At 48.8% G+C, this 24,846-nt stretch carries 27 protein-coding genes; 21 read left to right on the top strand and 6 right to left on the bottom strand.

Annotated features, from left to right (window positions below; translation table 11 throughout):
* Positions 1-140 precede the first annotated feature (140 nt).
* The 14 genes from I2I11_RS09900 (at position 141) to I2I11_RS09835 (ending at position 14,170) form a co-directional block, all read left to right on the top strand.
* Positions 141-1,295 carry an aspartate aminotransferase family protein gene (locus I2I11_RS09900; protein ID WP_196267547.1) on the top strand — a complete coding sequence of 385 codons (1,155 nt, stop codon included), beginning with the start codon at positions 141-143 and terminating at the stop codon, positions 1,293-1,295.
* A complete protein-coding gene (locus tag I2I11_RS09895) occupies positions 1,292-2,248 on the top strand; it encodes an N-acetylornithine carbamoyltransferase (protein ID WP_196267546.1) in 957 nt (318 codons plus the stop codon). The genes I2I11_RS09900 and I2I11_RS09895 overlap by 4 nt, the downstream gene beginning before the upstream one ends.
* Before the next feature lie 85 nt (positions 2,249-2,333).
* Positions 2,334-3,149: an acetylglutamate kinase gene (argB, locus tag I2I11_RS09890; RefSeq protein WP_230680046.1), complete on the top strand. Its 816-nt coding sequence runs from the start codon at positions 2,334-2,336 to the stop codon at positions 3,147-3,149.
* A 48-nt stretch (positions 3,150-3,197) separates the two neighbouring features.
* The gene (locus tag I2I11_RS09885; protein WP_196267545.1) at positions 3,198-3,803 is read left to right on the top strand and encodes a hypothetical protein; all 606 of its coding nucleotides are present in this window, start codon (positions 3,198-3,200) and stop codon (positions 3,801-3,803) included.
* Positions 3,804-4,065: 262 nt separating this feature from the next.
* Positions 4,066-4,887, top strand: a complete 822-nt coding sequence (gene proC, locus I2I11_RS09880) for a pyrroline-5-carboxylate reductase (protein ID WP_196267544.1) — start codon at positions 4,066-4,068, stop codon at positions 4,885-4,887.
* A gap of 146 nt (positions 4,888-5,033) precedes the next feature.
* Positions 5,034-6,098, top strand: coding sequence for a M20 family metallo-hydrolase (locus I2I11_RS09875; RefSeq protein ID WP_196267543.1), 1,065 nt, complete (start codon positions 5,034-5,036; stop codon positions 6,096-6,098).
* Between the two features lie 67 nt (positions 6,099-6,165).
* The gene (gene argH / locus I2I11_RS09870) at positions 6,166-7,500 is read left to right on the top strand and encodes an argininosuccinate lyase (RefSeq protein WP_196267542.1); all 1,335 of its coding nucleotides are present in this window, start codon (positions 6,166-6,168) and stop codon (positions 7,498-7,500) included.
* A gap of 271 nt (positions 7,501-7,771) precedes the next feature.
* Entirely contained in the window at positions 7,772-8,494 is a 723-nt protein-coding gene (locus I2I11_RS09865; RefSeq protein WP_196267541.1) for a peptidase-C39 like family protein, read from the top strand.
* A 2-nt stretch (positions 8,495-8,496) separates the two neighbouring features.
* A complete protein-coding gene (locus I2I11_RS09860) occupies positions 8,497-9,966 on the top strand; it encodes a RimK family protein (RefSeq protein ID WP_196267540.1) in 1,470 nt (489 codons plus the stop codon).
* On the top strand, positions 9,963-11,219 hold the full coding sequence (locus I2I11_RS09855; RefSeq protein WP_196267539.1) for a carboxylate-amine ligase: 1,257 nt from the start codon (positions 9,963-9,965) through the stop codon (positions 11,217-11,219). The genes I2I11_RS09860 and I2I11_RS09855 overlap by 4 nt, the downstream gene beginning before the upstream one ends.
* Complete coding sequence (locus I2I11_RS09850) at positions 11,213-11,935, top strand: N-formylglutamate amidohydrolase (protein WP_196267538.1); 723 nt, start codon at positions 11,213-11,215, stop codon at positions 11,933-11,935. Before I2I11_RS09855 ends, I2I11_RS09850 begins: the two co-directional genes overlap by 7 nt.
* Before the next feature lie 132 nt (positions 11,936-12,067).
* Positions 12,068-12,682: a YqaE/Pmp3 family membrane protein gene (locus tag I2I11_RS21270; protein WP_230680044.1), complete on the top strand. Its 615-nt coding sequence runs from the start codon at positions 12,068-12,070 to the stop codon at positions 12,680-12,682.
* 149 nt (positions 12,683-12,831) lie between these two features.
* Entirely contained in the window at positions 12,832-13,758 is a 927-nt protein-coding gene (locus I2I11_RS09840) for a DnaJ C-terminal domain-containing protein (protein ID WP_196267537.1), read from the top strand.
* Between the two features lie 55 nt (positions 13,759-13,813).
* Positions 13,814-14,170 carry a hypothetical protein gene (locus I2I11_RS09835; protein ID WP_196267536.1) on the top strand — a complete coding sequence of 119 codons (357 nt, stop codon included), beginning with the start codon at positions 13,814-13,816 and terminating at the stop codon, positions 14,168-14,170.
* Here the strand turns inward: I2I11_RS09835 and I2I11_RS09830 are convergent.
* The gene (locus tag I2I11_RS09830; protein WP_196267535.1) at positions 14,094-14,903 is read right to left on the bottom strand and encodes a pseudouridine synthase; all 810 of its coding nucleotides are present in this window, start codon (positions 14,901-14,903) and stop codon (positions 14,094-14,096) included. The genes I2I11_RS09835 and I2I11_RS09830 overlap by 77 nt on opposite strands.
* Positions 14,904-15,079: 176 nt before the next feature.
* Here I2I11_RS09830 and I2I11_RS09825 point away from each other — a divergent pair, with 176 nt between their 5' ends.
* The gene (locus I2I11_RS09825) at positions 15,080-15,373 is read left to right on the top strand and encodes a hypothetical protein (protein WP_196267534.1); all 294 of its coding nucleotides are present in this window, start codon (positions 15,080-15,082) and stop codon (positions 15,371-15,373) included.
* Between the two features lie 319 nt (positions 15,374-15,692).
* The gene (locus I2I11_RS09820; protein ID WP_196267533.1) at positions 15,693-15,899 is read left to right on the top strand and encodes a hypothetical protein; all 207 of its coding nucleotides are present in this window, start codon (positions 15,693-15,695) and stop codon (positions 15,897-15,899) included.
* Here I2I11_RS09820 and I2I11_RS09815 read toward each other — a convergent pair.
* The 3 genes from I2I11_RS09815 to I2I11_RS09805 form a co-directional block, all read right to left on the bottom strand.
* Positions 15,896-16,159: a hypothetical protein gene (locus I2I11_RS09815; protein WP_196267532.1), complete on the bottom strand. Its 264-nt coding sequence runs from the start codon at positions 16,157-16,159 to the stop codon at positions 15,896-15,898. The genes I2I11_RS09820 and I2I11_RS09815 overlap by 4 nt on opposite strands.
* Positions 16,160-16,340: 181 nt before the next feature.
* Entirely contained in the window at positions 16,341-17,906 is a 1,566-nt protein-coding gene (locus I2I11_RS09810; RefSeq protein ID WP_196267531.1) for a hypothetical protein, read from the bottom strand.
* A gap of 73 nt (positions 17,907-17,979) precedes the next feature.
* Positions 17,980-18,768: a hypothetical protein gene (locus I2I11_RS09805; protein ID WP_196267530.1), complete on the bottom strand. Its 789-nt coding sequence runs from the start codon at positions 18,766-18,768 to the stop codon at positions 17,980-17,982.
* Positions 18,769-19,092: 324 nt separating this feature from the next.
* Between I2I11_RS09805 and I2I11_RS09800 the strand changes: the two genes are divergently transcribed.
* From I2I11_RS09800 to I2I11_RS09785, 4 genes are all read left to right on the top strand, one after another.
* Positions 19,093-19,452, top strand: coding sequence for a GIY-YIG nuclease family protein (locus I2I11_RS09800; protein ID WP_230680041.1), 360 nt, complete (start codon positions 19,093-19,095; stop codon positions 19,450-19,452).
* Positions 19,453-19,579: 127 nt separating this feature from the next.
* A complete protein-coding gene (locus I2I11_RS09795; protein ID WP_196267529.1) occupies positions 19,580-20,581 on the top strand; it encodes a cation diffusion facilitator family transporter in 1,002 nt (333 codons plus the stop codon).
* A gap of 235 nt (positions 20,582-20,816) precedes the next feature.
* Positions 20,817-21,500 carry a peptide-methionine (S)-S-oxide reductase MsrA gene (msrA, locus tag I2I11_RS09790; RefSeq protein WP_196267528.1) on the top strand — a complete coding sequence of 228 codons (684 nt, stop codon included), beginning with the start codon at positions 20,817-20,819 and terminating at the stop codon, positions 21,498-21,500.
* Positions 21,501-21,579: 79 nt separating this feature from the next.
* Complete coding sequence (locus I2I11_RS09785; protein ID WP_196267527.1) at positions 21,580-21,990, top strand: phage holin family protein; 411 nt, start codon at positions 21,580-21,582, stop codon at positions 21,988-21,990.
* Positions 21,991-22,105: 115 nt separating this feature from the next.
* Here I2I11_RS09785 and I2I11_RS09780 read toward each other — a convergent pair whose 3' ends face one another.
* Positions 22,106-22,507, bottom strand: coding sequence for a GlcG/HbpS family heme-binding protein (locus tag I2I11_RS09780; RefSeq protein WP_196267526.1), 402 nt, complete (start codon positions 22,505-22,507; stop codon positions 22,106-22,108).
* A 196-nt stretch (positions 22,508-22,703) separates the two neighbouring features.
* Here I2I11_RS09780 and I2I11_RS09775 point away from each other — a divergent pair, with 196 nt between their 5' ends.
* A complete protein-coding gene (locus I2I11_RS09775; RefSeq protein WP_196267525.1) occupies positions 22,704-23,306 on the top strand; it encodes an EF-hand domain-containing protein in 603 nt (200 codons plus the stop codon).
* A 394-nt stretch (positions 23,307-23,700) separates the two neighbouring features.
* Here I2I11_RS09775 and I2I11_RS09770 read toward each other — a convergent pair whose 3' ends face one another.
* Positions 23,701-24,834 (bottom strand): tetratricopeptide repeat protein, encoded by a 1,134-nt coding sequence (locus I2I11_RS09770; RefSeq protein WP_196267524.1) that lies wholly within the window; start codon positions 24,832-24,834, stop codon positions 23,701-23,703.
* Positions 24,835-24,846 lie beyond the last annotated feature (12 nt).

Raw genomic sequence — 24,846 nt, 5'->3', positions numbered from 1 at the left:
AAGTATGATTTACTTCCGTGATATTACAGCCCCGGAAGCGGATTGCATTTGAAATAAACCATTTAACAATAAACAATTAAGTTTATGTATGTCAAGTACTTCATTTATTGTTTAACTTCTTACATCTAGTATCTGAAACTATGAACCTGTTTGATGTATACCCGCTCTTCGACATTACCCCGGTACGCGCCCAGGGCATGTACGTATGGGACGACAAAGGCACCCGCTACCTCGACCTCTATGGGGGACATGCCGTAATTTCCATTGGACACAGTCATCCGCATTATGTAAAACGGCTGGCGCGGCAACTCTACGATATTGGCTTTTACTCCAACTCCGTGCAAATGCCGCTGCAGCAGGAGCTGGCGCAAAAGCTCGGCGAAATAAGCGGTTATCCTGATTACAATCTTTTTTTGTGCAACTCCGGGGCCGAAGCAAACGAGAATGCCCTGAAGCTGGCCTCTTTCCACACCGGGCGCAAAAAAGTAATCACGTTCAAAGCAGGGTTTCATGGCCGTACCTCGGCAGCAGTAGCCGTTACAGACAACCCCAGTATCATTGCGCCAATCAATGAAACAGAGAATGTCATTTTCCTGCCCCTGAATGACTTACAGGCTTTTGCTGATGCGCTGCAGGAGCATGGCCCGCAACTGGCGGCCGTTATCGTAGAAGGTATACAAGGTGTGGGTGGCGTGCATCTGCCGGAACCCTCTTTTCTGAAGGCGCTTGCCGCAGGCTGTGAAAACGTCGGCGCTTTGCTGATCCTGGATGAGGTACAGTCAGGATATGGCCGTTCAGGTAAATTCTTTGCGCACCAGTATGCCGGCATACAACCCCATCTGATTACAGTGGCCAAGGGCATGGGCAATGGTTTCCCGATAGGCGGTGTACTGATCCATCCTGACATAGAAGCAAAGCACGGCCTGCTGGGTACTACTTTTGGCGGCAACTACCTGGCCTGTGCAGCGGGGTTGGCGGTGCTGGAAGTAATGGATCAGGAAAAACTGATACAAAACGCACAGGATTCAGGCGGCTGGCTCATAGAAGAATTACGAAAAATGCCGGGGGTGCGTGCGGTACGTGGCAAAGGACTGATGATTGGCGTTGAACTGGAAGAGCCTTGTGCGCCGGTGCGTCAGCAGCTCCTCAAAACATACAAAATCTTTACAGGTACCTCCTCCGACAAAAACACTTTGCGCCTGTTGCCCCCGCTGTGTATCGGAACCGAAGAAGCAAAGAAATTTATCTCCGCCTTCGAGGCAGTTATGTGCAAAACCCAACTACAGGAAATATGACAAATTATACTTCCGTGCATGATGTCACGGATTTGGATGCCCTGGTAAAGGAGGCATTGCACCTGAAGCAAAATCCTTACAAGTATAAGCACTTAGGTGAAAACAGAACGCTTGGCCTGATTTTCCTGAACCCCAGCCTGCGCACGCGCATGAGCACCCAGAAAGCTGCTGTGAACCTGGGCATGAACGTGATGGTGATGAACATCGACAAGGAAGGCTGGGCGCTGGAAACGCAGGAGGGCGCTGTGATGAACGGCACCACTGTTGAACACATCAAAGACGCAGCCGCTGTGATGGGGCAATATTGCGACATCCTCGGCCTCCGCTCGTTTCCAAAACTGCAAAACCGCGAAGAGGATTACAGCGAAAATCTGCTGCAGAGCTTTATCAGGTACAGCAAAGTGCCTGTCATCAGCCTCGAGTCGGCGACGCGGCACCCGCTGCAGAGCCTGGCGGATCTCATTACCATCACAGAAAATACACCTGCCGGCAAGCGCCCCAAAGTAGTGCTTACCTGGGCGCCTCACATAAAAGCGCTGCCGCAGTGCGTGGCCAATTCTTTTGCCGAATGGATGGGCCGGGCAGCGGTAGATCTGGTGATTACGCAGCCACAGGGATTTGAACTGGCGGAAACGTTTACCCGCGGCGCTGCCATCACGCACAACCAGCAGGAAGCCCTGCAGGATGCCGATTTTGTATATGTCAAGAACTGGTCGGCTTACGAGGACTACGGCAAAGTATTGCCCGATGCACAGGATTGGATGCTGACGAATGAAAAGCTGCAGGTGAGTAACAATGCCAAGGTAATGCACTGCCTGCCCGTACGTCGTAACGTAGAGCTGAGCGACCAAATTCTGGATGGCCCCAATTCGCTGGTGCTGGAGCAGGCCAACAACCGTACTTATGCTGCGCAGGCAGTATTAAAAACACTGCTCAATAATTACGAAGTATAGGTAGTATAAGTATAGGTCATTATACCTAAAGGATTAACCATCACTATATTGTTCCGATGCTTATCAGAAGTATAAGAAAACATAGATGAAGCATATACAGCATGACATGCAGGAACTGCACATCATCAAAACGGGAGGGAACATACTGGACGATGCCCACCGGCTTGACCGCTTTCTGGCTGACTTCGCGGCTTTGCAAGGGTTAAAAATACTGGTGCATGGCGGTGGAAAAATTGCATCCGCCATCGGGCAGCGGCTGGGTATTACGCCACACATGGTAGACGGCCGCAGGATTACGGATGCTGCCACCCTCGATCTGGTAACGATGGTGTATGGCGGCCTGATAAACAAGCAGGTGGTTGCACAACTACAGGCACAGGGCTGCAATGCTATAGGCCTGACGGGCGCCGACGGCAACCTGATACTGGCCCAAAAGCGCCCGGCAGGCAAAATCGATTATGGCTTTGCCGGCGATGTGGCCGGGCCAGAAAGTATAAATGCAACAGCGCTGTCGGCCCTGCTGGCGCAGGGATTTGTACCTGTTTTTGCACCTTTAACGCATAACGGGAAAGGCAGCCTTTTAAATACCAATGCTGATACCATCGCTTCTGTGCTGGCAACAGCGCTCGCACCCATGTACCGGGTAAAGCTGATTTATTGCTTCGAAAAGAAAGGCGTGTTGCAGGATGCCGCAGACGATACCTCCGTCATCAATGAAATAAATGAAGCCAGGTATAAAGAACTGAAAGATGCCGGCATTATTACCCAGGGAATGATACCAAAGCTGGATAATGCCTTTGCTGCCCTAGCGCAGGGTGTAAGCGCCGTGCAGATTGGAGATGCTGACGATATAATCCATATGGTTAACGGCGCCAGAGCGGGTACACTGCTCATACTATAGATAGAATAATTTAAATTATCAAATTATACCTTCGCTAAGGAAAAGTAAGTGAAAAAAGGGTGCTTAACAGCAATCGTGATATTGGTTGGACTTATAGGTCTTTTTATTTACAGTCTATCAACAGCTTTTGACACAGAGTACGACAAAGCAGAAATAAAACAAAAAGTTGGTGGGACACTAATTTGTAATTCCGTTTACAATGCAGACCATCATTCTTGGCAGTACGATATTTCTTATAAGTATAAACCCAATAATGACAGCATTATTGACATTGGTAGCGGAACATACTATGGGAGAGAATGGAACAAGGACGAGCAGCTATTACGATATAAGAACTGGTTGATTTTAAAAACAGGAGGCTGGATTGGCACAGACAAAATTATTGTTGGGAATTTGAAAAATGGAAAATGGAATGAGTTTGAGTTTACACCCGAGAGCATCGAAAAAGAAGGTCTTTGGCAGCAAGCAAATATTCAGTCGCTTACCAGCTTCTGCTGTTCGGAGGCATTCATTGAAAATATTAACAACGGACAAATTGTACTAAACTATAAATATAGAACAAGTGAGATGCCAGTTAATAACTATGGGCAAAGTAAAGTCTATTATATCATTAATGACTCAACTGGAATACCAGAAATGATAAAGGTAAAGTAAAAAACGTCTGCGAACATTGTGTAAGCATCAACGGCCGCCGCTTACACGAAGCCAATATAATCAATCAGGTATAAACCACAGGTAGAGCATAATATAATTGTAGCATACTTTCCGTCCGTCATTTCCTTTGTCATCCTGTAAAGGATCCTGGTTGAAGGGAGGTTAAGCCGAAGCCAAGGGCCCTACAAACAACCTACAGTAGAATAACGATACCTATGCCGCTCTACCCTTTAAAGGATAGAAAAGCTTTAGAAAAACTAACATGAGCTCAGAAAAGAAAAAAGTAGCCATCCTGGGAGGTGGCAACATGGGAATAGCTTTAGCCAAAGGTATGGTGGCGGCAGGTAAGTATAGAGCGGAGGATATTACCCTCACCCGCCGGAATGTGAAGTTGCTGGAAGGCATGAGCAGCCAGGGCTTCCAGGTTACAAGCGACAATGCGGGTGCTGTAGCCGGTGCAGATCTTATCATCCTGAGCATCCTGCCGCAGCAACTTGATGCTGTGCTCGACACTGTTGCCGGAAATACTGATCCGCAGCGCCACCTTTTTGTTTCCATTGTAACAGGCGTAACGGTAGCAGATATTGTGCAGCGCATTGGCAAGCAGGTGGAGGTGATACGCGCCATGCCTAACACGGCTATCGCCCTCCGTGAATCGATGACGTGCATTGCCGGCAAAGAAGCTTCCACAGAGAACATGGCCCTGGTGAAAGAGATTTTTGAGGCAGTAGGAGAAACCATCGAGATAGAAGAAGAACTGATGACTTCGGCCACCGCCCTCTGCGCCTGCGGCATTGCCTTTTTCCTGCGTTCCATCCGTGCGGCAACCCAGGGAGGCACCGAAATCGGATTTCACGCGGCAGATGCGCTGCGTATGGCCGCGCAAACAGCAAAAGGAGCCGCCTCTTTGCTGCTGCACTTCAACAGCCATCCCGAAAATGAGATTGACAAGGTAACTTCACCGAAAGGATGCACGATTGCGGGTCTGAACGAAATGGAGCACAATGGCTTCAGCTCGGCCATGATCAAAGGAATCAGAACCTCCTCAGTAAAAGCCGAAGAGCTCTATCGGAAAGAAAAATAAACAGCGCGCAGCTTTTCGGGTTAACCCACGAATACGCATTTCCCAGCATATTATCGCATGAAGTATAAAACTTTGACCAACAGGTATAAAGATGACCGCTCTCCTAAAGCTGGTGTGCCGGTAACTGCACCTTTAAATCTGCAACCATGATGCAACAGCAATTATACCATAAAGCTGTAGAACTGCTGAAACAACTTATTCAGATTCCGTCTTTCAGCAGGGAAGAAGCCGGTACAGCTGATGTGATTTATACTTTCCTGCAGCAACATGGCATGCAGGCTCATCGGAAGCAAAACAATGTATGGGCCTTTAACAGGCATTTTAACCCCGATTTACCCACGCTGCTCCTCAACTCGCACCACGACACAGTGAAACCAAACCCAGGCTGGACGTTGGACCCGTTTAAGCCAGCTGTAGAAGAGGGCAAATTGTACGGCTTGGGCAGCAACGACGCCGGCGGCTGCCTGGTAGCGCTTATAGCTACTTTTTTGTATTTCTATGAGCAGGAAGATCTGAAGTATAACCTTGTGCTGGCTGCCACTGCCGAGGAAGAGATATCCGGTAGAAATGGACTGGAATTGATTCTACCGGAACTTGGCCAGCTGGAAGCTGCCATTGTGGGGGAGCCAACGGAAATGCAGCTCGCTGTAGCCGAAAAAGGGCTGCTGGTGCTGGATTGCACAGCAAAGGGTAAAGCAGGGCATGCCGCCCGCGAGGAGGGCATCAATGCCATTTATGAAGCGCTGCCGGACATCAAATGGTTTCAGGAGTATAAATTTGCGAAAGAATCTGAGCACCTGGGGCCTGTAAAAATGAGCATAACCATGGTGCAGGCAGGCTCGCAGCATAACGTTGTGCCCGATACCTGTCACTTTACCGTAGATGTGCGCCTGACGGATGCCTATACTATGGAAGAAGTGCTGGACGTGATCAGGCAACACGTAAAAGCGACAGTAACACCCCGATCTATGCGGCTGAAGCCTTCGTCCATTCCGATGGCGCATCCGCTGGTGCAGGCCGGCATAGCGCTGGGCCGCGCCACCTACGGCTCGCCTACCACTTCCGACCAGGCGCTGCTGCCTATCCCTTCGCTTAAGATGGGGCCCGGCTTTTCGGGACGTTCGCACATGGCAGACGAGTTCATATACCTGCACGAACTCGAAGAGGGCATTGGGCTATATATTCAGCTGCTGAAGCGGGTGGTAGGTTAGGCACAACAATTCAGGTATACATTTTAAATCAACACACCAGCACATTAAAAAATTAGCACCATACTCTATGAAACTCTGGCAGAAAGACACCCATACAGCAAAAGAAATCGAACGGTTTACGGTAGGCAAAGATCCGGAACTCGACATGGAACTGGCAGCATTTGATGTGCTGGGCTCGCTGGCGCACACGCGTATGTTGCAAAGTATAGGGCTGTTGTCTGCAGAAGAACTGGAACTTTTGCAGGCCGAGTTAAGGGATATCTACGGGCAAATTGAAGCAGGTGCTTTTGCTATAGAGCCAGGCATGGAAGATATTCATTCGCAGGTAGAGCTGGAACTGACACGGCGGATAGGGGAGGCTGGCAAGAAAATCCATAGCGGCCGCTCCCGCAACGATCAGGTGCTGCTGGATTTAAAGTTATACTTCAGGAGCCAGTTGCAAAACATTGTTGAGCAAGTTAATGCGCTATTCAAAGAGCTTCAGCAACTGAGTGAGCGGCACAAGGATGTGCTGCTGCCGGGTTATACGCACCTGCAGGTAGCCATGCCCTCTTCTTTTGGCCTGTGGTTCGGAGCCTATGCTGAAAGTCTGACGGATGACATGCAACTGTTACTGGCGGCTTACAAAATCGCGGACAAAAATCCGCTGGGTTCCGCTGCCGGCTATGGCTCCTCGTTTCCGCTCAACCGCCAACTTACCACGGATCTGCTGGGTTTTGCAACGATGAACTACAACGTGGTATACGCCCAGATGGGCCGTGGCAAAACCGAGAAAATAGTGAGTATCGGCCTAGGCTCTGTGGCGGCAACGCTGGCTAAAATGGCCATGGACCTGTGCCTGTACATGAGTCAGAACTTTGGTTTTGTGAGTCTGCCTGACACCCTGACCACCGGCTCCAGCATTATGCCGCACAAAAAGAACCCCGATGTGCTGGAACTGGTGCGTGGCAAGTGCAACCGGCTGCAGGCACTGCCCACTGAAATAGCGATGCTGCTCGTGAACCTGCCTTCCGGTTATCACCGCGATCTGCAGGTGCTCAAAGAATCGCTTTTCCCTGCTTTCCGGGAGCTGCAGGATTGTCTTGGCATCCTGACCTATGTGCTGCCGCAGCTGCAAATAAGGCAAGACATTTTAAAAGAAGAGAAGTATAAATACCTGTTCAGCGTGGACGCGGTAAACGCGCTTGTTTTGGATGGCGCAGCCTTTCGGGATGCCTACAAAGCAGTTGGCCAAAGTATAGAAGCAGGTACTTTTGCGGTGCCCGCTTCTGTAACGCACACGCACGAGGGGAGCATCGGCAACCTGTGCAACGGGCAGGTTGCCGCACAAATGGACAAGCTGCTGCAGGAATTTAACTTTGAACGCGTGGAAGAAGCCTATCGCCTGTTGCTGAATCGGTAAGTATAAACTAATTTCACGCCATTCTGAATCGTCAGCGGAAATCATACCTGCGCAGAAAGATACTACATATAACGGGCGTATAATCTCAATCACGATTCAGCAAATGGAGCATAGGTTCAGGCAAAAGGCATCCGGGTGCTTTTCCCGCTGGTCTGCGAAAGGCCTGTGTGCACTTAGCTGCATTTTACTTTCCGGCAAAGTATAAAACTTATACTTCCGGCCACGTATAACAGGCACATTGGTTCTTTTACGAAGATAAAGCTGCCAGCCCGTGATTCCGATAAAGATACATACCCAGCCCGACGATTCTACCTGCGGCCCCACCAGTCTGCACGCCGTATACCGGTATTTCAAAGATCCTATTTCGCTCGGGGAGGTCATCAAAGAAGTGCCTTACCTGGACGAAGGCGGCACGCTGGAAGTGCTGCTGGCCTGCCATGCGCTGCGGCGCGGTTACAGGGCCACCATTTATACTTACAATTTACATGTTTTCGACCCCACCTGGATTGGGTTGAGCAACGAAGAGGTAATCCACAGACTGGAACAGCAGGCGGAGGTAAAAAAAGGGAGGAAACTGCTACGCGCCACACAGGCTTACATTGATTTCCTGCGGCTGGGCGGCGAAATAAAGTGCCGCGACCTGACCAAAGCGCTGCTGCGCGAGTACCTGGAGCGCGGCATTCCGCTGCTTACGGGGCTTAGCGCTACTTATTTATATCTAAGCGCCCGCGAAACAACGGATGAGAACGGCAACTCGGTTTATGACGATGTAAGCGGTTTGCCGGTGGGGCATTTCGTGGTGCTGTGCGGCTTCGGAGAAGATCAGAAAAAGATAATTGTTGCTGATCCGTACCGTGAAAATCCTTACTCCAAAGACAATTATTATGAAGTAAGCGCTTCGCACCTGATAAATGCCATCATGCTGGGCCTGGCCACCTTCGATGCGAACCTGCTGGCCATACAACCGCTTACAAAAGAACCTCAGCAAGTATAAACATGCGCAAAATTGTTGTAGTGGACAACCTCCGCGACTGGGAGGTGCCACTGGAAGAGGTAGAGGTGGTGGCGGCACAAAAATACCTGACAGATACCGCTTATACTGACATCAAAAACGCCCGGATATTTAACCTTTGCCGCTCTTACCGTTACCAAAGCGCCGGCTATTATGTATCGCTGCTGGCAGAAGCGCGGGGCCACAAAGCCATCCCCAGCGTAACCACCATGCAGGATCTGAAAAGTCCTACCATCGTGCGGGCGATTACAGTAGAGATAGATGAACTGATCCAGAAAAGCCTGGGCAGCCTGCGTTCCGGAACTTTCACCTTAAGTATATACTTCGGGCAGAACCTGGCTAAAAAGTATGAGAAGCTCAGCAAACAGCTGCACGATTTATTTCAGGCTCCCTTGCTGCGCGCGCAGTTTGTGTACAAAGATGCCTGGGTGCTGCAGAGCATTTCGCCTATACCGGTAAACGAAGTGCCGGAAGATCACCGCAGCTACATGATCGATTTTGCCAGGTCATACTTTGCGCGCCACCGTTTTGCCGGGGTCAGGCTTACGCGCAAAATCTATGATCTGGCCATCCTGGTAGATCCGATGGAAAAAGCGCCGCCTTCCAACGAGAGAGCTATTCAGCATTTTGTAGAGGCTGCCGAGAGTATGGGCTTTTATACCGAGCTTATCACCAAAGACGATTACCGCCGCCTGGCTGAGTTCGATGCACTGTTTATTCGCGAAACGACGGCCGTAAACCATCATACCTATCGCTTTTCGCGCAAAGCCTTTGCCGAGGGGCTGGTGGTGATAGACGATCCGGTTTCTATATTGCGCTGCACCAACAAAGTATACTTGGCCGAGCTGCTGGCCAAAGCGAAAGTGCCCGTCCCCAAAACCATGATCATCCACAAAGATAACCGGAATCAGGTGGAGGCAGAACTGGGATTACCCTGCGTACTGAAGAAGCCGGACAGCTCCTTTTCGATGGGCGTTGTGAAAGCCAAAGACAACGCGAGCCTGCACCAGGAACTGGACAGGATGCTCGAAGATTCCGAACTCATCATCGGGCAGGAGTACACACCCACCGATTATGACTGGCGCATCGGCATACTGGACAGGCAACCGCTTTATGCCTGCAAGTATTTTATGGCAAAAGGCCACTGGCAGATCTATAACTGGAATGGTAAAAAGAAGCAGGACGAGGAAGGGGCAGGCGAAACAGTAGCCTTTGAACAAGTGCCGTTTCATGTGCTGCATACGGCCCTGAAAGCCGCTAACCTGATTGGAGATGGCTTATATGGCGTGGATTTGAAAGACATCAATGGCAAAGCTTACGTCATCGAGATAAACGACAATCCAAGTATAGATGCCGGGTGCGAAGACAAAATTCTGAAAAAAGATCTGTATACGGCCATTATCAAGTCCATCAAGCGCCGCATCGACAACCATAAACAAGCCCGACCCGAATGAATAATCCATCAAAGCCCCTGCACCTCTTCGAAGGATATGGCGTGGAGCTGGAATACATGATCGTACACGCGGATACGCTGCAGGTAGCGCCCCTTGCCGATAAGCTGATTTATGACGAAGCAGGTGCGTACGTATCAGACGTGGAATTTGGCGACATTGCCTGGAGCAATGAGTTGGTGCTGCACGTGGTGGAACTTAAAACGCAGGGGCCGGTAAAATCGCTGGCAGGACTGTACCTCCGGTTTCAGGAGCATGTGCGCAAAATAAACCGGATGCTAGCAAAGTATAACGCTTGTCTGCTGCCCTCGGGCGCGCACCCGCTCATGAATCCCTTTACTGAAACCAGGCTGTGGCCACATGAGCACAACGCCGTATATGAAGCGTACAATCGCGTATTCGATTGCCGGGGGCATGGCTGGGCTAATCTGCAGAGCACGCACCTGAACCTGCCTTTCAGCGGAGATGAGGAGTTTGAAAAGCTGCACGCTGCCATCCGGCTCGTCTTGCCCCTTATTCCGGCCCTTAGTGCCTCGTCGCCAATCCTGGACGGCAATATCAGCGGTTACCAGGATACTCGGCTGGAAGTATACCGCCATAATCAGGATAAAATACCGCGTGTGGCCGGCAAAATCATTCCGGAGGCGGTTTTCAGCAGGCAGGCTTACGAACAGCAGATTCTGCAGCCCATCTACAACGACATGGCGCCTTATGATCCGGAGGGTATTCTGCAGGACGAATTCCTCAACTCGCGCGGCGCGATTGCCCGTTTCAGCCGCAATGCCATTGAAATACGCCTGTTGGATATTCAGGAATGTCCGCTGGCGGATATAGCGGTATTGCAACTGGTCGTGGCCGTAATACAAGCCCTGGCAGCGGAGCGATGGGTTAGTATAGATGAACTAAAGCAATGGGACGAGAACAGGCTGGCCACGGTGTTGCTCGGTGTGATAAAGGATGGCCAGGAAACGGTGCTCACAGACAAAGAATTTGTAAGATGCTTTGGCTTCAGCGATAATGCACATACTACGGCGGGTACGCTATGGAATCATTTAGCGGCGCAGCTGCCGGATTTGAACGGGCAACCGGAGGTGGCGCAGGCGCTGGATACTATACTTACCAGGGGCAACCTCTCGAAGCGCATTTTAGAGGCAGTGGGCACAAACCCTTCGGAAGCAGCTATCAGGCAAGTATACAGACAGCTTGCCGTCTGCCTCAGCGAAGGTAAAATGTTTATACCTGAAAAAGTATGCTGAACCTCCTGCTGACATGTGAGCATGGCGGCAACCACGTGCCGGCTGCTTTCCGTGTTTTATTTGAGGGACAGGAGCAGGTGCTGGCCTCGCATCTGGGCTACGACATCGGCGCTTTAACGCTTTTTCATGATCTGCAGGATATGGCAAAAGCCAGCTTTTTCTCTGAAACGTCGCGCCTTCTGGTAGATTTGAACCGGTCGCTGCATCACAGGAATATTTTTTCTGCGTTTACAAAAGCGCTGCCTCAGGCGGAGAAGGAATTTATACTTCAGCAATACTACTATCCTTATCGGAACAGCGTGCTGCAAACGGTGGAGCAACTCGTGCAGGCAGGCGGGCAGGTGCTGCATCTTGCCGTACATACCTTTACGCCGGTACTGAACGGAGAACAGCGCCACGCTGATATCGGTTTGCTGTTTGACCCAAAGCGAAAAGACGAAAAAAACTTCTGTAAAAACTGGAAAGCGCAACTGCTGAAACAGGATACCGGCTTGCAGGTACGTTTCAATTATCCTTACCTGGGCGTAGCGGATGGATTGCCGGCGTACCTGCGCCGGAAGTTTACGGATGATCAATACCTGGGGATTGAGCTGGAAGTAAACCAGTGTTTTCCTGAATGCGATCAATCCCGCTGGGAAAGCATCAGGCTTCAGCTAAAAACAGCTTTGCAACCGGGACTAGTGCAAACCGGCGCTGCACCCGGTACTAACAAATGAAATCCATATATAACGTTTTAAAAGTAAAATTCACAACAAAATCAGACTTTAAAGAGTATTCAATCAAGAATGACTATGCTTGGCATTGTACAGATTCACCTTAAATTATTTATTAACTTAATCCTTAAAACTATGAAACTGAAAAGTTTACTGAACCTGGCTATGGTCCTGATTATGGGGCAATTGCTGTTTGCATGTAACTCAGCTAAATATTATGAATATGCACCCAGCAAGACGGAAGCTTATAACCAGGTGAAGCAAAAGCCTGCTCCGGCAGAAGTTGCAGCGCCTACCTTAGCTGAAGTAGCCCTGGCTGCCGCCCAGGAAAAGGATGCTGCCACAGCAGAAGAGCCTGTGTTGCAGGCCAGTACCGCGGCCGCTCCGGTAGCAGTACCACAAAAAACCATTGCACCAGCCAAAGCTCCGGTTGCAGCCGCAACGGTAGCACCTAAAGCAGAGGTAAAAACAGTTACAGAAGCGGAGGCATTGGCTATGGCCAAAGAAAAGCTGGCTTCTATGACGAAGGCTGAAAAAAGAGAGCTGAAAAAAGAAGTGAAAGAAGCTATGTACCAGGGCGCGAACAGTACCTCTATTATAGAAATTATCCTGGCCATTCTGCTGCCGCCGCTGGCTGTGTTCCTGCACGACGGCATCGATACTTCCTTCTGGATCAGCATCATCCTGTGGCTGCTGTTCATAATACCGGGCATTATTTATGCCTTATTGGTGGTAACCGATACCATATAAATTTAGCTGCACAATAAGTAACAAAAAAGCACCGGAGAGCCCGGTGCTTTTTTGTTTTAGGATGAGGATGTAAACCTCTAAATTTCAACATCCGTTAAATATCAGAAGGAAGTCATTTATACTTACGCAAAATAAAATCTAACAATAGCATGGACTATAAAGACTATTACAAAGTTTTGGGCGTAGAGAAATCTGCCTCTCAAGCTGATATCAAGAAAGCATACCGTGCATTGGCAAAAAAATATCACCCTGATAAAAACAAAAACGATAAAGGCGCAGAAGAAAAGTTTAAAGACATTAGTGAGGCCTACGAGGTGCTGGGCGACGAAGAAAAACGCAAACAGTACGATCAGCTCGGCTCCAACTGGCGTCAGTTTCAGAATGCAGGCGGAGGCCAGTACCAGCGGCAGCCGGGCGGCTATGCGCAGGGGGATTATGGTGATATGTTTGGGGGCGCAGGCGGCGGTTTCTCCGACTTTTTTGAACAGTTTTTTGGCGGCGGGGGACGTGCTGCAGGGTTCGGAGGCCACCACACCGGCAGAGCCGCGCAGGGGCAGGACTATCAGGCAGAGATGGACATATCGCTGCAGGAAGCCTATGAAGGTACAGCCCGCTTACTGAACGTAAATGGCCAGCAGCTACGCATTAAAACCAAACCCGGCGTAACCGACGGGCAGACGTTGCGCATCAATGGAAAGGGCGGCCCGTCTGCGGGCGGAGGCGCCAGCGGCGATTTATACATCAACATCCGGGTGCATCCGGACCCGCGCTTTGAGCGCAAAGGAGATGATTTGTACACCTCGCTTACTGTAGACATGTTTACGGCTATACTTGGTGGCAATGCGCAGGTAAATACGCTGAGTGGCCAGCTGAAGCTCAAAATTCCGGCCGGTACCCAAAATGGCAAAACCCTCCGGCTGCGCGGAAAAGGAATGCCGCATTATGGCAAAACCGACAAGCACGGCGATTTGTACGTAAAAATAGAAGTGGCTCTGCCGACAAACCTGACGGACGAAGAGAAAAACCTGCTGCAGCAGCTACGCGACATGCAGGCTGCCCGCACAGCCCAGGTGTAAAGGATGAACAAGTATAAAATATGAGATTGAGAAGAAGTTAAGCATTTTACCAGCTATGATAGTTTCCTTAGAGCGTTCGGGGTACCACAGCCCCATAGATGATTTTGTTGACAGCCTGGCCGACAGAAACCTTACCTTTTATGCCAGCGATATGTTAAGCCGGAAGGGTTGCGAAAGTATGGAAGATCTGCTCCAGGCCCTAAAACGGGCCACAGAAGTGTGCACCTCCATGCACCTGCCGCTACGTGAGAACATCAAAGTCGTGTTCCGATCCAGGGGAGGAGAAGTAGTGCAGGACTGGCGCTTATCGCCAATGGCTTACCTGCTGATGGTAATCAATGCGGATTATCACAATGATCTGGTGGCGCACATGCAGGTAGAAATGGCAAAACGGGCGCTTCATCAGTATTAAACGGTACCGGCTGCGGCAACTCACTTTGCTGTAGCAACACATCGCCCCAGCCAAAATGCCGGCAAAGGCGGCGCATGTTGTCCGGAAACTGCGCTTTTATACTTACAGGCCGGCCCGTGTAAGGGTGCTCAAAAACCAATTGGGCTGCATGCAGCAGCAGGGCAGGGCTGTGCAATTCCTCCAGAAACATGCGGTTGTGCCGCCAGTCGCCATGCCGTTTATCCCCGATAACATAATGCCGGATGTGCGCAAAGTGTTTTCGTATCTGGTGCATCCGGCCCGTTTCGGGCTTCACTTTTACGAGGCTGTACCGGGCAGTAGCATAGCGGCCCACAGGTATGGGCAACTCAACGGTAGCCAGGCGGGTATAGTGTGTTACGGCATCCTGCGGTGCTTTTGCTTTATGATCTTTATCCGGCCGGATAGGGCTGTCTATAGTATCCTCAAGCGGTGAATAACCCCGCACAACAGCAAAATATACTTTGTCTGTTTCCCGTAGTTTAAAAGCATTCACCAGGGGTACGGCAGCATCAGCGCTCTTAGCGAACAACAGCACGCCGGAGGTGCCGCGGTCCAGCCGGTGAACAGGATAAAGGTGATAACCAAGTTGATCGCGAAGCAGCTGCAGTGCAAATTCTTTCTTCTCTTCGGCAATGCGGGTACGGTGCACCAATAGTCCATTCGGCTTGTTGATGGCCACATATTGCGCATCTTCATATATGATCTCTAACATACCTGATCAAAGTTTATCATCCCGTCTGCATGCATAAAGTATAACAAAGTATAAGTAATCCCAAACCCATCATCCTCACTTATATTCTACCTGCTTCACCTTTGCTTTTATACGGCGGCATGTAAAATTAACCATAAATGCCTTTGGCTATACTTTGTTCTTGTATAAAGATAAAATTGAATGTAAAGGCAATTAGCCTGCAGCCAATTAAAGCGGCAGCAAGCAGTATAAGTCAAGTATACTACAATGCCGCTACTTCAGTCCTGGATGTTAATTATCAGCATGTAAGTACAGGCGCCATGCAGCTTGTGCTGGCACATGCAAAAGGACACGTTATTCTCAACCACCAATCTACGCTGGCTGATACGGCCGGCAGGCTTACCATTCCGGTGCAGCCCCTGACAGCCGGACTATACGTCGTAAAAGCGGCGGCGGGGCATACTTCATTCTCTGGTAAATTCGTGCAGTAGAAGTACTGATAAAAATAAAGCCCGGCTGCAGGTTTACAGCCGGGCTTTATTTTTTGTAACTGTGCCGCATGAATCAAGTATGAACAGGTGACGGACGCAAGTATACATTTGCTCATGAAAATCATTTTCCTGATCCGCCATCTTGTATTTTTAGTTTATTTTGCCGGTACATATAGCCAGCGTCAGAACTTATCGGAAATAAATAATAAGCCATCCTTAACCGCTCCTCAAAAGCGGGGAATCTGGTTACTATTCTTTGCTGATTTTTCCGGCAAGTTGTGCCTCCATCTGTACCTTGATTTATACTTAATACCGCATCATGCCACTATCGATTGACAACCTGCGCAAAGGCAAAAAGTACCGGCTGCGCAACTATGGAGAGGAATTTGAGTTTCAGGTGATAGATATGCCTGAAGATCAGGTGTACCGCGTAAAGGATTTAACCACGCTGGATATTTATTACCTGCACGATCTCATCAAGTATGGCAAAGGCAAAGATTTTGACCTGGAAGATCTGGAATCCTAATTTCCGCGGCTGACTTTCCCCTTTAATTCCCAATGGCTTCTGGCAATGCCTGAGCTGTTGGCTTCCCTTATAATACGGCGCACATAGCGTTCTCCTGCTATACTGCCGTCCTGTTGCCGCCTGCCAATAAAAAGCGTAACCGGCTCGCCAGATTCATTGGTGATGTAGGTGATGTCTTTATCCGAAAATTTGCTATCGAAGCGCTCCTGCGGTGCATACGTTTTTTCCAGCAGTTTCTGTAATTTAGGGTTAAGAGGCATTCTTTTATACTTTGGTTCCGTTGTCTTTACGATACTTCTGCCCGGAATTGCCGATGTCTGATGTCTCCTGCCATTAATTAACGAGAACTCGATAATTATCGGGAATATAAATAGCTATACCTCAGCTTTATACTTCAGAGAAGTAATATGGAGAGTTTTCCGGCACCGTGAGAGGGCAGCGTTACTGATTCTGACGTAAAGAGGGAACTTTCATGTTCTGCTGGGTTCCTATGCGAAGTCCGACAGCATTCGCAAGGTTCGCTGCTGACGTAACGCGGTCTAACAGCGCTTGTTTGTACGGCGGAGGATCACCCGGGTTAATGACTGCCTTGCCCATGTTTACGGCTATATGTTTTTGATCTATCTCACTTACTACGCGCTTGCAGCGCTTTATATCTTCATTATAGGCTTCATTCATTTCCAACTCAACAGCCATTATGCCCAGTTCGGCTTCTTGTTCGTAGCCAAGCGCCAGAAGTTCGCTGATTGGCCTTGGTGGTGGAGGGGGTGACAGTGATGGGTCGCCTGCATAAGCATATAAAACGCTAACCTTGCCATAAAACACACCATTGCCACCCTGGTTAGTCACCTCCAATGCAGAGCCTGTTGCGTTATATGAAAGCAAACCTGGCCCGCCAGTATAATAAGATGCCAGAGCATCCTGCGGGGGGCCGGCATAGATATCCACCGGCTCGTAAACAACAGAGATGCTGCCCTGGCCTGCAGTTAGTGGAGTATCGTCTAAAAACCAGCGTACTGAGGTAGGGAGTTCCCCGACAGTGTTCTTCAATTCAAACTTAGTGGTAGTTACAAGCTTAAAAGCATGTGCCCAATACAATTTGTAATCGAACCAGCAAACCCGCAACCAAAGGCCTAAATCTTTGTCAACCGTACGCTCTACCTTTGTTACTGTAGATATCAGACTCGCCACATGTACCCGGGCCCCGATAGCGAAACCTTTTGCAGTATAATCTGCTTCGTCATCCGTAAATGATAAAGAAAAGGTTGACGTATTTGTAAGCTCGTCTCCCAGAAATACTGCCGCGTCTACTCCAAGCATATCATCAGGATCAAATAGTTCGTCAAGACCTGCCTCATCAGTAATGGCATCTTTTATACTATTGATAATTTCTTCTTTTACTTTATTAGTAATTGCTTTAACGGCATTCTTTCTGCCTGCAGCATCACGGAGCCTGGACAGGCGCCAGGGTAGCGACGGGCCTTCTGCCGGCAGCTGCGTGGCGTTGCCATTTGCATCTTTCGAAAGTGCCTCATCAAAACCTCCATTAATCAGGTTGGTAATTTCCGTAGATAAGGCAGGGCCAAACAACTCATTAAATTTTTTGTGCCCAGCCTCTGCAGTTCCCGGATCAAAGTTGTCTTTCTCCCACAACAGGCTCACAATGCCAGCAATGCCAGGAAACCAGCCGGCAAGGGGCAACAGCGCAGGCTTGAGGCGGAACGAGCGTGTGCCGAGAGCAGCAGGAATAGGAATCGGATTTGTTGGATCAGCGCCAACAGATTCATCAGGACCAAGCAGGTTAGGGAAAGCAGGAACGCCCTGAAATACTTTTACACCGAAATTCGGTAAGATAGAATTAGATCCCGGAAGTGGAGGACCAATTGTTTCGGCATCCACTTTAAACCCTAATATCCACATGTATGGCTCATCGCCGCCACTATCTTCCGGGGTATTGCAGGTGAGATTATAAAGCGTTAACGTGACATCAAGTTCTGCCGGCCTCATGGTAATGTGCTCCTTTCATATAGTTATTTTAATATATTAAATTATAAACATATAGCAAGAGTAAAAATCAGGCTTAACCGAAGTTTAAAACCGAAGAAATACGATCATTCCAGCCCAATGCAGAAAGGTGAGGAACCGGATTGTTTGGTCCAAGCACAAGTTTGGAGCCTTCCAGGTTAACATGCTCGCAGTATATGCAGGATGTATTGGTAGAGGCGAGGGAGGAAATCGCATCGTTCCAGTCGCCCCCAAACCAGCCGCCGCGGCTCACCCTTGTCAGATCTGTCCACATAAAGTCTTTAGCCAGCCAGAACCAGTTCCCCTCATAATCCGCATCATCAAACATCTGCACCTGACCCCAATTAACGGGTGGGGCAGGCTCGTGGTGCTGAGGCGGCGGCTGTGAGGGTGGCTGAGATTGACCACATGGAATGCCTGTGATACCTCCGCAACCGACGCCAATATTAATGGGAGGTGGATCATTGGGATTGCTTGTTCCCGGAGGTTGCCCGGGAGGAGTAGGATTCGATACACCAGGAAGTGTGAAATCAGCTGGATAGAGGATGGTTGCTATCTGCCGCACCTGGAAGTAGCCTGCCAAAACTGAGCTGGTTTCATCGTGGAAGAGCTGTAGCCATTTGCTTCCGTCTGCTGCCACAATAGGCATAAACAGCAATGCCTGCCCATTAAATCTATTTATATCTGTCGGGTCATAGGTTACACCGTCAAGGATAAAAGGCACCTCAGGCGTTCGGTGAACGATGTTGCGGGCAATCTCTTGTGGTGTGCGCTTGCCCAGTAGTGAGAAGTCTCCTTGGTGAGGTTCGTTCCGCTGGATTTCAATGTCCTTTCTGAGCCGCATCAGCATATGCTCTGCAATACCTTCCAGGTCAAAAATCCCGTCATCATGGAATGCCTTAACCAGTGCCTCTTTGGTTAGCGTGTCGATACGCTCCTTATGCAAGGCCTGTAAGACATTGTTTACTCCTTTATTTTCCATTGCTTTCTGTTCTCACGCTAACGTTTAGCTAGTAGCTACTGATCCGTAATCAAGTTATCCAGCTATCGATAGTGCCGACAGTAACAAAGGTGTCTGTTGTTCAAGTATTGTACGAGTCTGATAAAGAAAAGTATTATAGTAAGATGGCAAAAATCATACTACTATTCTCCCTGAGCAACAACTACTATGGCTGAGATTAAACGCAGTGCCTGCAAAGCCGTATATGCCCAAAAGAGCTCAGCCATGCAATCACCACAACAGGGAGAATATTTTGTGTACATCCTGGGCAGTCAGCCACAAACAGATGTACAAATTGGTTTGGCCAGCGATCTGCAGCAGCAGATACGCAACATCGGCCATCATCACCCGGTAGCGCAGACTGATGCTCCGAACCTTCACCTCGTCTATTATGAGCATTATAAAGCAGAGGAGGCAGCTCTTAACCGAATACGCCAGCTAAAGTCAAACAGCCTGGATGCAACTTATAACCTGATTGCCTCTATGAATCCCCACTGGCTGGATTTAAGCGATACCCTGAACAGCTGACACGCCATATCGTTTCTTAATCGGGTGCAGCCGGCACGAACAGTAAAATTTCGGATGCGGGATAAATTAGGTTGAGCTTGGCAGCGGTTTGTGGTAACTTTGCCCTTCCAAAGCGAAGTGTAAAGGCATGACCAACCAATCTTTAAAGAAACAATCTGAAGGCGTACGGCTGCAGGTGCTCGTTGTGGTGGTGGGCGTTTTGTTGCTGATAGCCAAGTTCGTAGCCTTCTTCCTGACCAACTCCAATGCCATTCTCACTGATGCCCTCGAATCTATTATAAATGTAGTGGCCGGTGCTTTCTCGCTGTATAGCCTTATTTTGTCGGCGCAGCCGCGCGATGAGAATCATCCCTATGGTCATGGCAAAATAGAATTTATTGCTTCTACCCTCGAAGGTTCCATGATTATGGTAGCCGGCGGCGTAATCATCATCAAGTCTGTGCTGAACCTTTTTGCGCCCGTGCCGCTGCACCAGCTGGACCTGGGCATACTCCTGGTTGCCATTTCCGGTGCTGTAAACTATGGCATCGGTATGCTCACAGAGCGTAAAGGGCGTGCAAACAACTCGCTGGTGCTGATAGCAGGAGGGAAGCACCTGAAATCCGATGCTTACTCCACAGTGGGCATTCTGCTGGGGCTGCTGCTGATTTATCTCACCGGCCTGGTATGGCTCGACAGCGCCGTAGCTATCCTGTTTGGCGCTATTATCGGATTTACCGGCTATAAGATTCTGCGCAGCTCGGTGGCAGGCATTATGGATGAAGCTGATTATGAGTTGCTGAAACATATTGTGCAGGTTCTAAACGAAAACAGGCGCGTTAACTGGATCGACATCCATAACCTGCGCGTGATAAAGTATGGCTCCACGCTGCACATCGACTGCCACCTGACGGTGCCCTGGTACCTGAACGTGCTGGAAGCCCACGACGAGGTAGAAGCGGTAGGCAAACTGATCCGCAGTAAAATAGACCCGGATATCGAGCTTTTTATACATACAGATCCCTGTATTGCGCCATCCTGTGCCATCTGCTCTAATAAAGCCTGCGATGTGCGGCTCCACCCGTTTAAAGAGCGCGTAAACTGGGACCTCGAAAAAGTAATTGCCGACAGAAAGCATAGCCTCTATTAAGTATAAGTTAACCCAAGTCCTGTCGGAAAGCATTAACAAAATGCCGATGCCAAAATCTGGCTTCAGATTTAAAAAGAAAGTACAGGCGCTATCAGTATGGTGACCGCTTGTTTTATACTTATCAGAAGCCGGGCGCTGTAGGTGGCAGGAGATTTTAGCTGTTATCTGCGGAAAGTTAAAACCCAATCCGCTTTCCAGTTGTTGCCGTAGTATAGATTATACTAAATTCTAAACTATGGCGAACCGCTTATATTCTTTTTTGCTGCCTCTGCTGGTGCTTTTAAATGTGTCCTGCTCTGAGGCAAACAGCAATGCCTCCGGATCAGAAGATGATGAAAGCATCCAGACGCTTGCCAATACTGATACTACCGGCCTGGCTGTTGCTACTTTTTCGGGCGGCTGTTTCTGGTGCACAGAAGCTTTTTTTGAAAGGCTGCAAGGCGTAAAAGCCGTTATATCGGGTTATGCCGGAGGCACCGGTAAAAATCCGACCTATCAACAAGTAAGCGCCGGAAATACAAATTATGCCGAGTCGGTGCAGGTGTTTTATGATCCGGCGCAGATAACGTATCAGCAACTGCTGGAGGTTTTCTTTGCCACCCACGACCCCACCACTATCGATCGCCAGGGCAACGACATCGGCCACCAGTATCGCTCCATCGTCTTTTACAAAACGCCGGAAGAACGGCAGGTGATAGAAGATTATATCAAAGAACTGAACGAGTCAGGTACCTTCCGCAACAAAATTGTAACGGAAGTAAAACCTTTCGACAAGTTCTGGGAAGCCGAAAAATACCACCAGGATTACTACAGGCGCAACCCCGACGATCCATACGTGCAGGCAGTGGCCATACCCAAAGTGCAAAAATTTGTAGCCCACTTCGGTAACCTCCTGAAACCGGAATACAGGACAGAGTAGGGGAGTACGGCCCGGCAGCACCATCTATTTATGGTTGTACCCGTATGAAGAACTCTAAGTACAACCTAAATTAAAAACTATGGACTATATTATTAACTTATTAGTTAGCGCGGGGGTGATATTAGTGCTCTCGTACATGATGCCAAGCGTTCATGTTAAAAGCTTTTGGACGGCGCTTTGGGTAGCTTTCCTGATTGGTATTTTTAACGCGACGATTGGCCTTTTGCTCGGCTTTGTGTTTAATCTGGTTACACTGTTCCTGTTGCGGATTATCATTAACCTGATTGTAACAGCGCTGATGATCAAGCTGGTAGATGCCCTGGTTGGCAACTTTAAGGTAGACGGATTTTTGCCTGCCCTCATTATTGCTGTGGTTACAGCGCTGGCGCTTGCCGCCGTAGGCTGGATGCAGGGTGATGCTGACAATGACGAATATACCAGGCTTGACCAACCGGCGCAAACCGAGCAACTGATGAGCTACTACAGCTAACAGTACATTTTCATAAAACAAATTATAGCCTGCACTGCTTTTTATAGCGGTGCAGGCTATAATTTTAAATACCGGCGCCATTTAACTTATACTAAAAGCAGCTGGCCGGCTGGTTTTACTGCAACGCATCGATGCCGGCCTGCGCCACCTGGTGATCGTTTTCTACTGTGCTGCCCGATACGCCAATAGCGCCAATCACTTCTCCGTTGTTATCCTTTACAGGTATTCCGCCCGGAAACGTAATCAGGCCGCCATTGGAGTGCTCGATGTTGTATAGCGGGCCCCCCGGCTGCGACAATTGGCCCAAATCGCCGGTGGGCATATCAAAAAAGCGTGCTGTTCTGGCTTTGCGGATGGCAATGTCTACAGAGCCCAGCCAGGCACCGTCCATGCGTGCAAAGGCAACAAGGTTAGCACCGGCATCCACCACGGCGATGTTCATCTTCAGGTTTAATGCTGTTGCCTTTTGTTTGGCGGCATGTATGGCTGCCTCGGCTTGTTCTAATGTAATTTGCATTTGTTTCCTTATTGATTAAAGTTCTATACTATTCATGCATACCGCTGGCGGAGCCTCAGGGTTCGGTTATCATGGGCCTACTTATCTTTTCTTCTGAATGTGCTATACATCTTTTCCGGGCAGCACGAGACATAACAACATGGCACTTGGCGCGTAAAAATTATTATACACTATGTTCAACATTAAAAAACTAACTATGGAAATGAAAAAAATCAGCATCACAGGAAGCCTTATGTGTTTAGCCGCAGCCGGCCTGCTGGCCTGTTCCGACAAAACCACTGAAAACGCTATGGAAGACGAAAACACCGGCAATGCAGTGGCCACTGAAGAAGCTATGGACGATCCGGTTGTAGTAAGAGAAGTACGCGCTGTGGACCTGGATCATGACGGACTATACTCAACGTTGGTTACCACCACGTATTATGAAGACTTTGACGTAAATGGAGATAAGGTTCTCGATGAGAATGAGTTCAATAGCAGTATGTACAATACCTGGGATACCAATAAAGATAAAAGTCTGGACGAAAACGAGTTTAACACGGGCATTAAGGACTACAACATGCCCAACGAAACCTGGGCTGCCTGGGACACCAACAACGATGGCAAGCTGTCTGAAGAAGAACACCGCGCTGGCATTGCCCGCAGCGATTGGTTTAATAAATGGGACACAGACAAGGATAAAAAACTGACTGAACGCGAGTATGTGGATGGAGTTTTCGTGCTCTGGGACCGTAATAATGACGGTAAGCTGGATAGCTTGGAATATTTGGACATTGTAAACCGCAATTATAAGAAGTAGGTTAGCTACATCACTTAAACAGAGGCCTGAGCAGCTATGCAAAGGCTTTAGCAAAAAGGCCGATTTATTCGGCCTTTTGTTTTAGCTGCATTACTTATAATCCGGTTTACTTTTTCCCGGACAAGCTTTCATCCCTACATATTTACTTAACATAAAGTATATTATAAGTGACACTTTATAAGGTATGATTTTATCGTATATTATAAGTCTTATAATTTATATTATGTTAAGTATTAAATTATATAATAGCTTTCCCCTTCGCTGAGCTATCTTCTGCTAGAGCTTTTGCTTTCAATTGCTTCAAAAACCCTTTGTCCTTGTTCAAAACTTCTTTCAATAAAAAAGGAGAAACCTGGTGAGGTTTCTCCTTTTTTATTGCTGCTATTATTAGATCTTATTGCTTCACCATTTTGCTGATGCGGTCAGCGTCTGCTTTGCGGCCTATGCGGGTATACACGCGCACCAGGTTCTGCATAGTGCTTTGATCGTCAGGCTGGATTTCCAGCGCTCTTTCAAAGTATGGCAGCGATGCTGCAAAATGTTCCTTTGCCTCCGCTTCCAGCGCCTTGCCTTTTTTCTGGTATGTAGCATAATCCATTTTGGCAGCTTTGTTGTTAATCTCGCTAGCCCTGTTATACTCCAGTACGCCCAGATTGTAATAAGCATCAAAGTTATTGTTATCGAGCTCTATCGCCTTTTTGTAATTAGCGGTGGCAGCATCCAGGTTGCCTTTGCGCTCCTGCAGGTTGCCCAGCACTGCGTACAGGCTGGCATTGTTCGGATCAGCTTTGATGGCACTTTCGAGCTTGGCCATGGCCTCATCGCCGCGGTCATTTTTCAGGTAATATTTCAGCTCTTCCTGCATCAGGTAGGTACTGTTCGGATGTTCTTTCAGGCCATTCGCCAGTGTCTTCATCACTTCCTCGTCGGGCGCTTCTATCTGCTGCTGCAACTGAACTTTTGCCTTATAAACATCTTCTGTCTTATGGCCCATGTCAATCAGCTTATCATAATACTTGATAGCGCCGGCATAATCCTGGTTGGCTGTAGATGCATATGCCGCGTAAAGCACAGCGGTAGTATCTGTCGGGTTTATTTTGGAAGCCAGATCATACTTGCTGATGGCTTCTTTCCATTGCTGCTTGTTGTGGAACTCCACTGCCTGGTTCAGCACCTGGCCATACAGCAACTCTTTGCGTGCAGGCACCTGCTTGGCAAACTCACCGTCTTTACCATCAAGTTCTACAGCTTTATCATAAGACTCCAGTACCAGTATAGGCGTATTTTCGTCTGCTAATTTGCCATAGATTGGGTTGCCAATCATATCCTGATAAATAACGCCGCGGTAAAACCATGTTTTGGCGTCGTCTTTGGTCTTTTTATGTTCAATGGCTTTATCGATATCAGCCTTCGCTTTATCCAGTGTTCCGTTCTTGTGGTTCAGGATAGCGCTGTTTACAGCTGAGTTCTGCGCGGTCGCAACCGAGATGCTCGCGGCTGCCAGGGCTGTCAAAAGAACTTTTCTCATATTTGTTAAAAT

This window comes from Pontibacter rufus, assembly GCF_015694705.1.
GTDB lineage: Bacteria > Bacteroidota > Bacteroidia > Cytophagales > Hymenobacteraceae > Pontibacter > Pontibacter rufus.
This window is presented reverse-complemented; position numbering and strand designations above follow the sequence as displayed.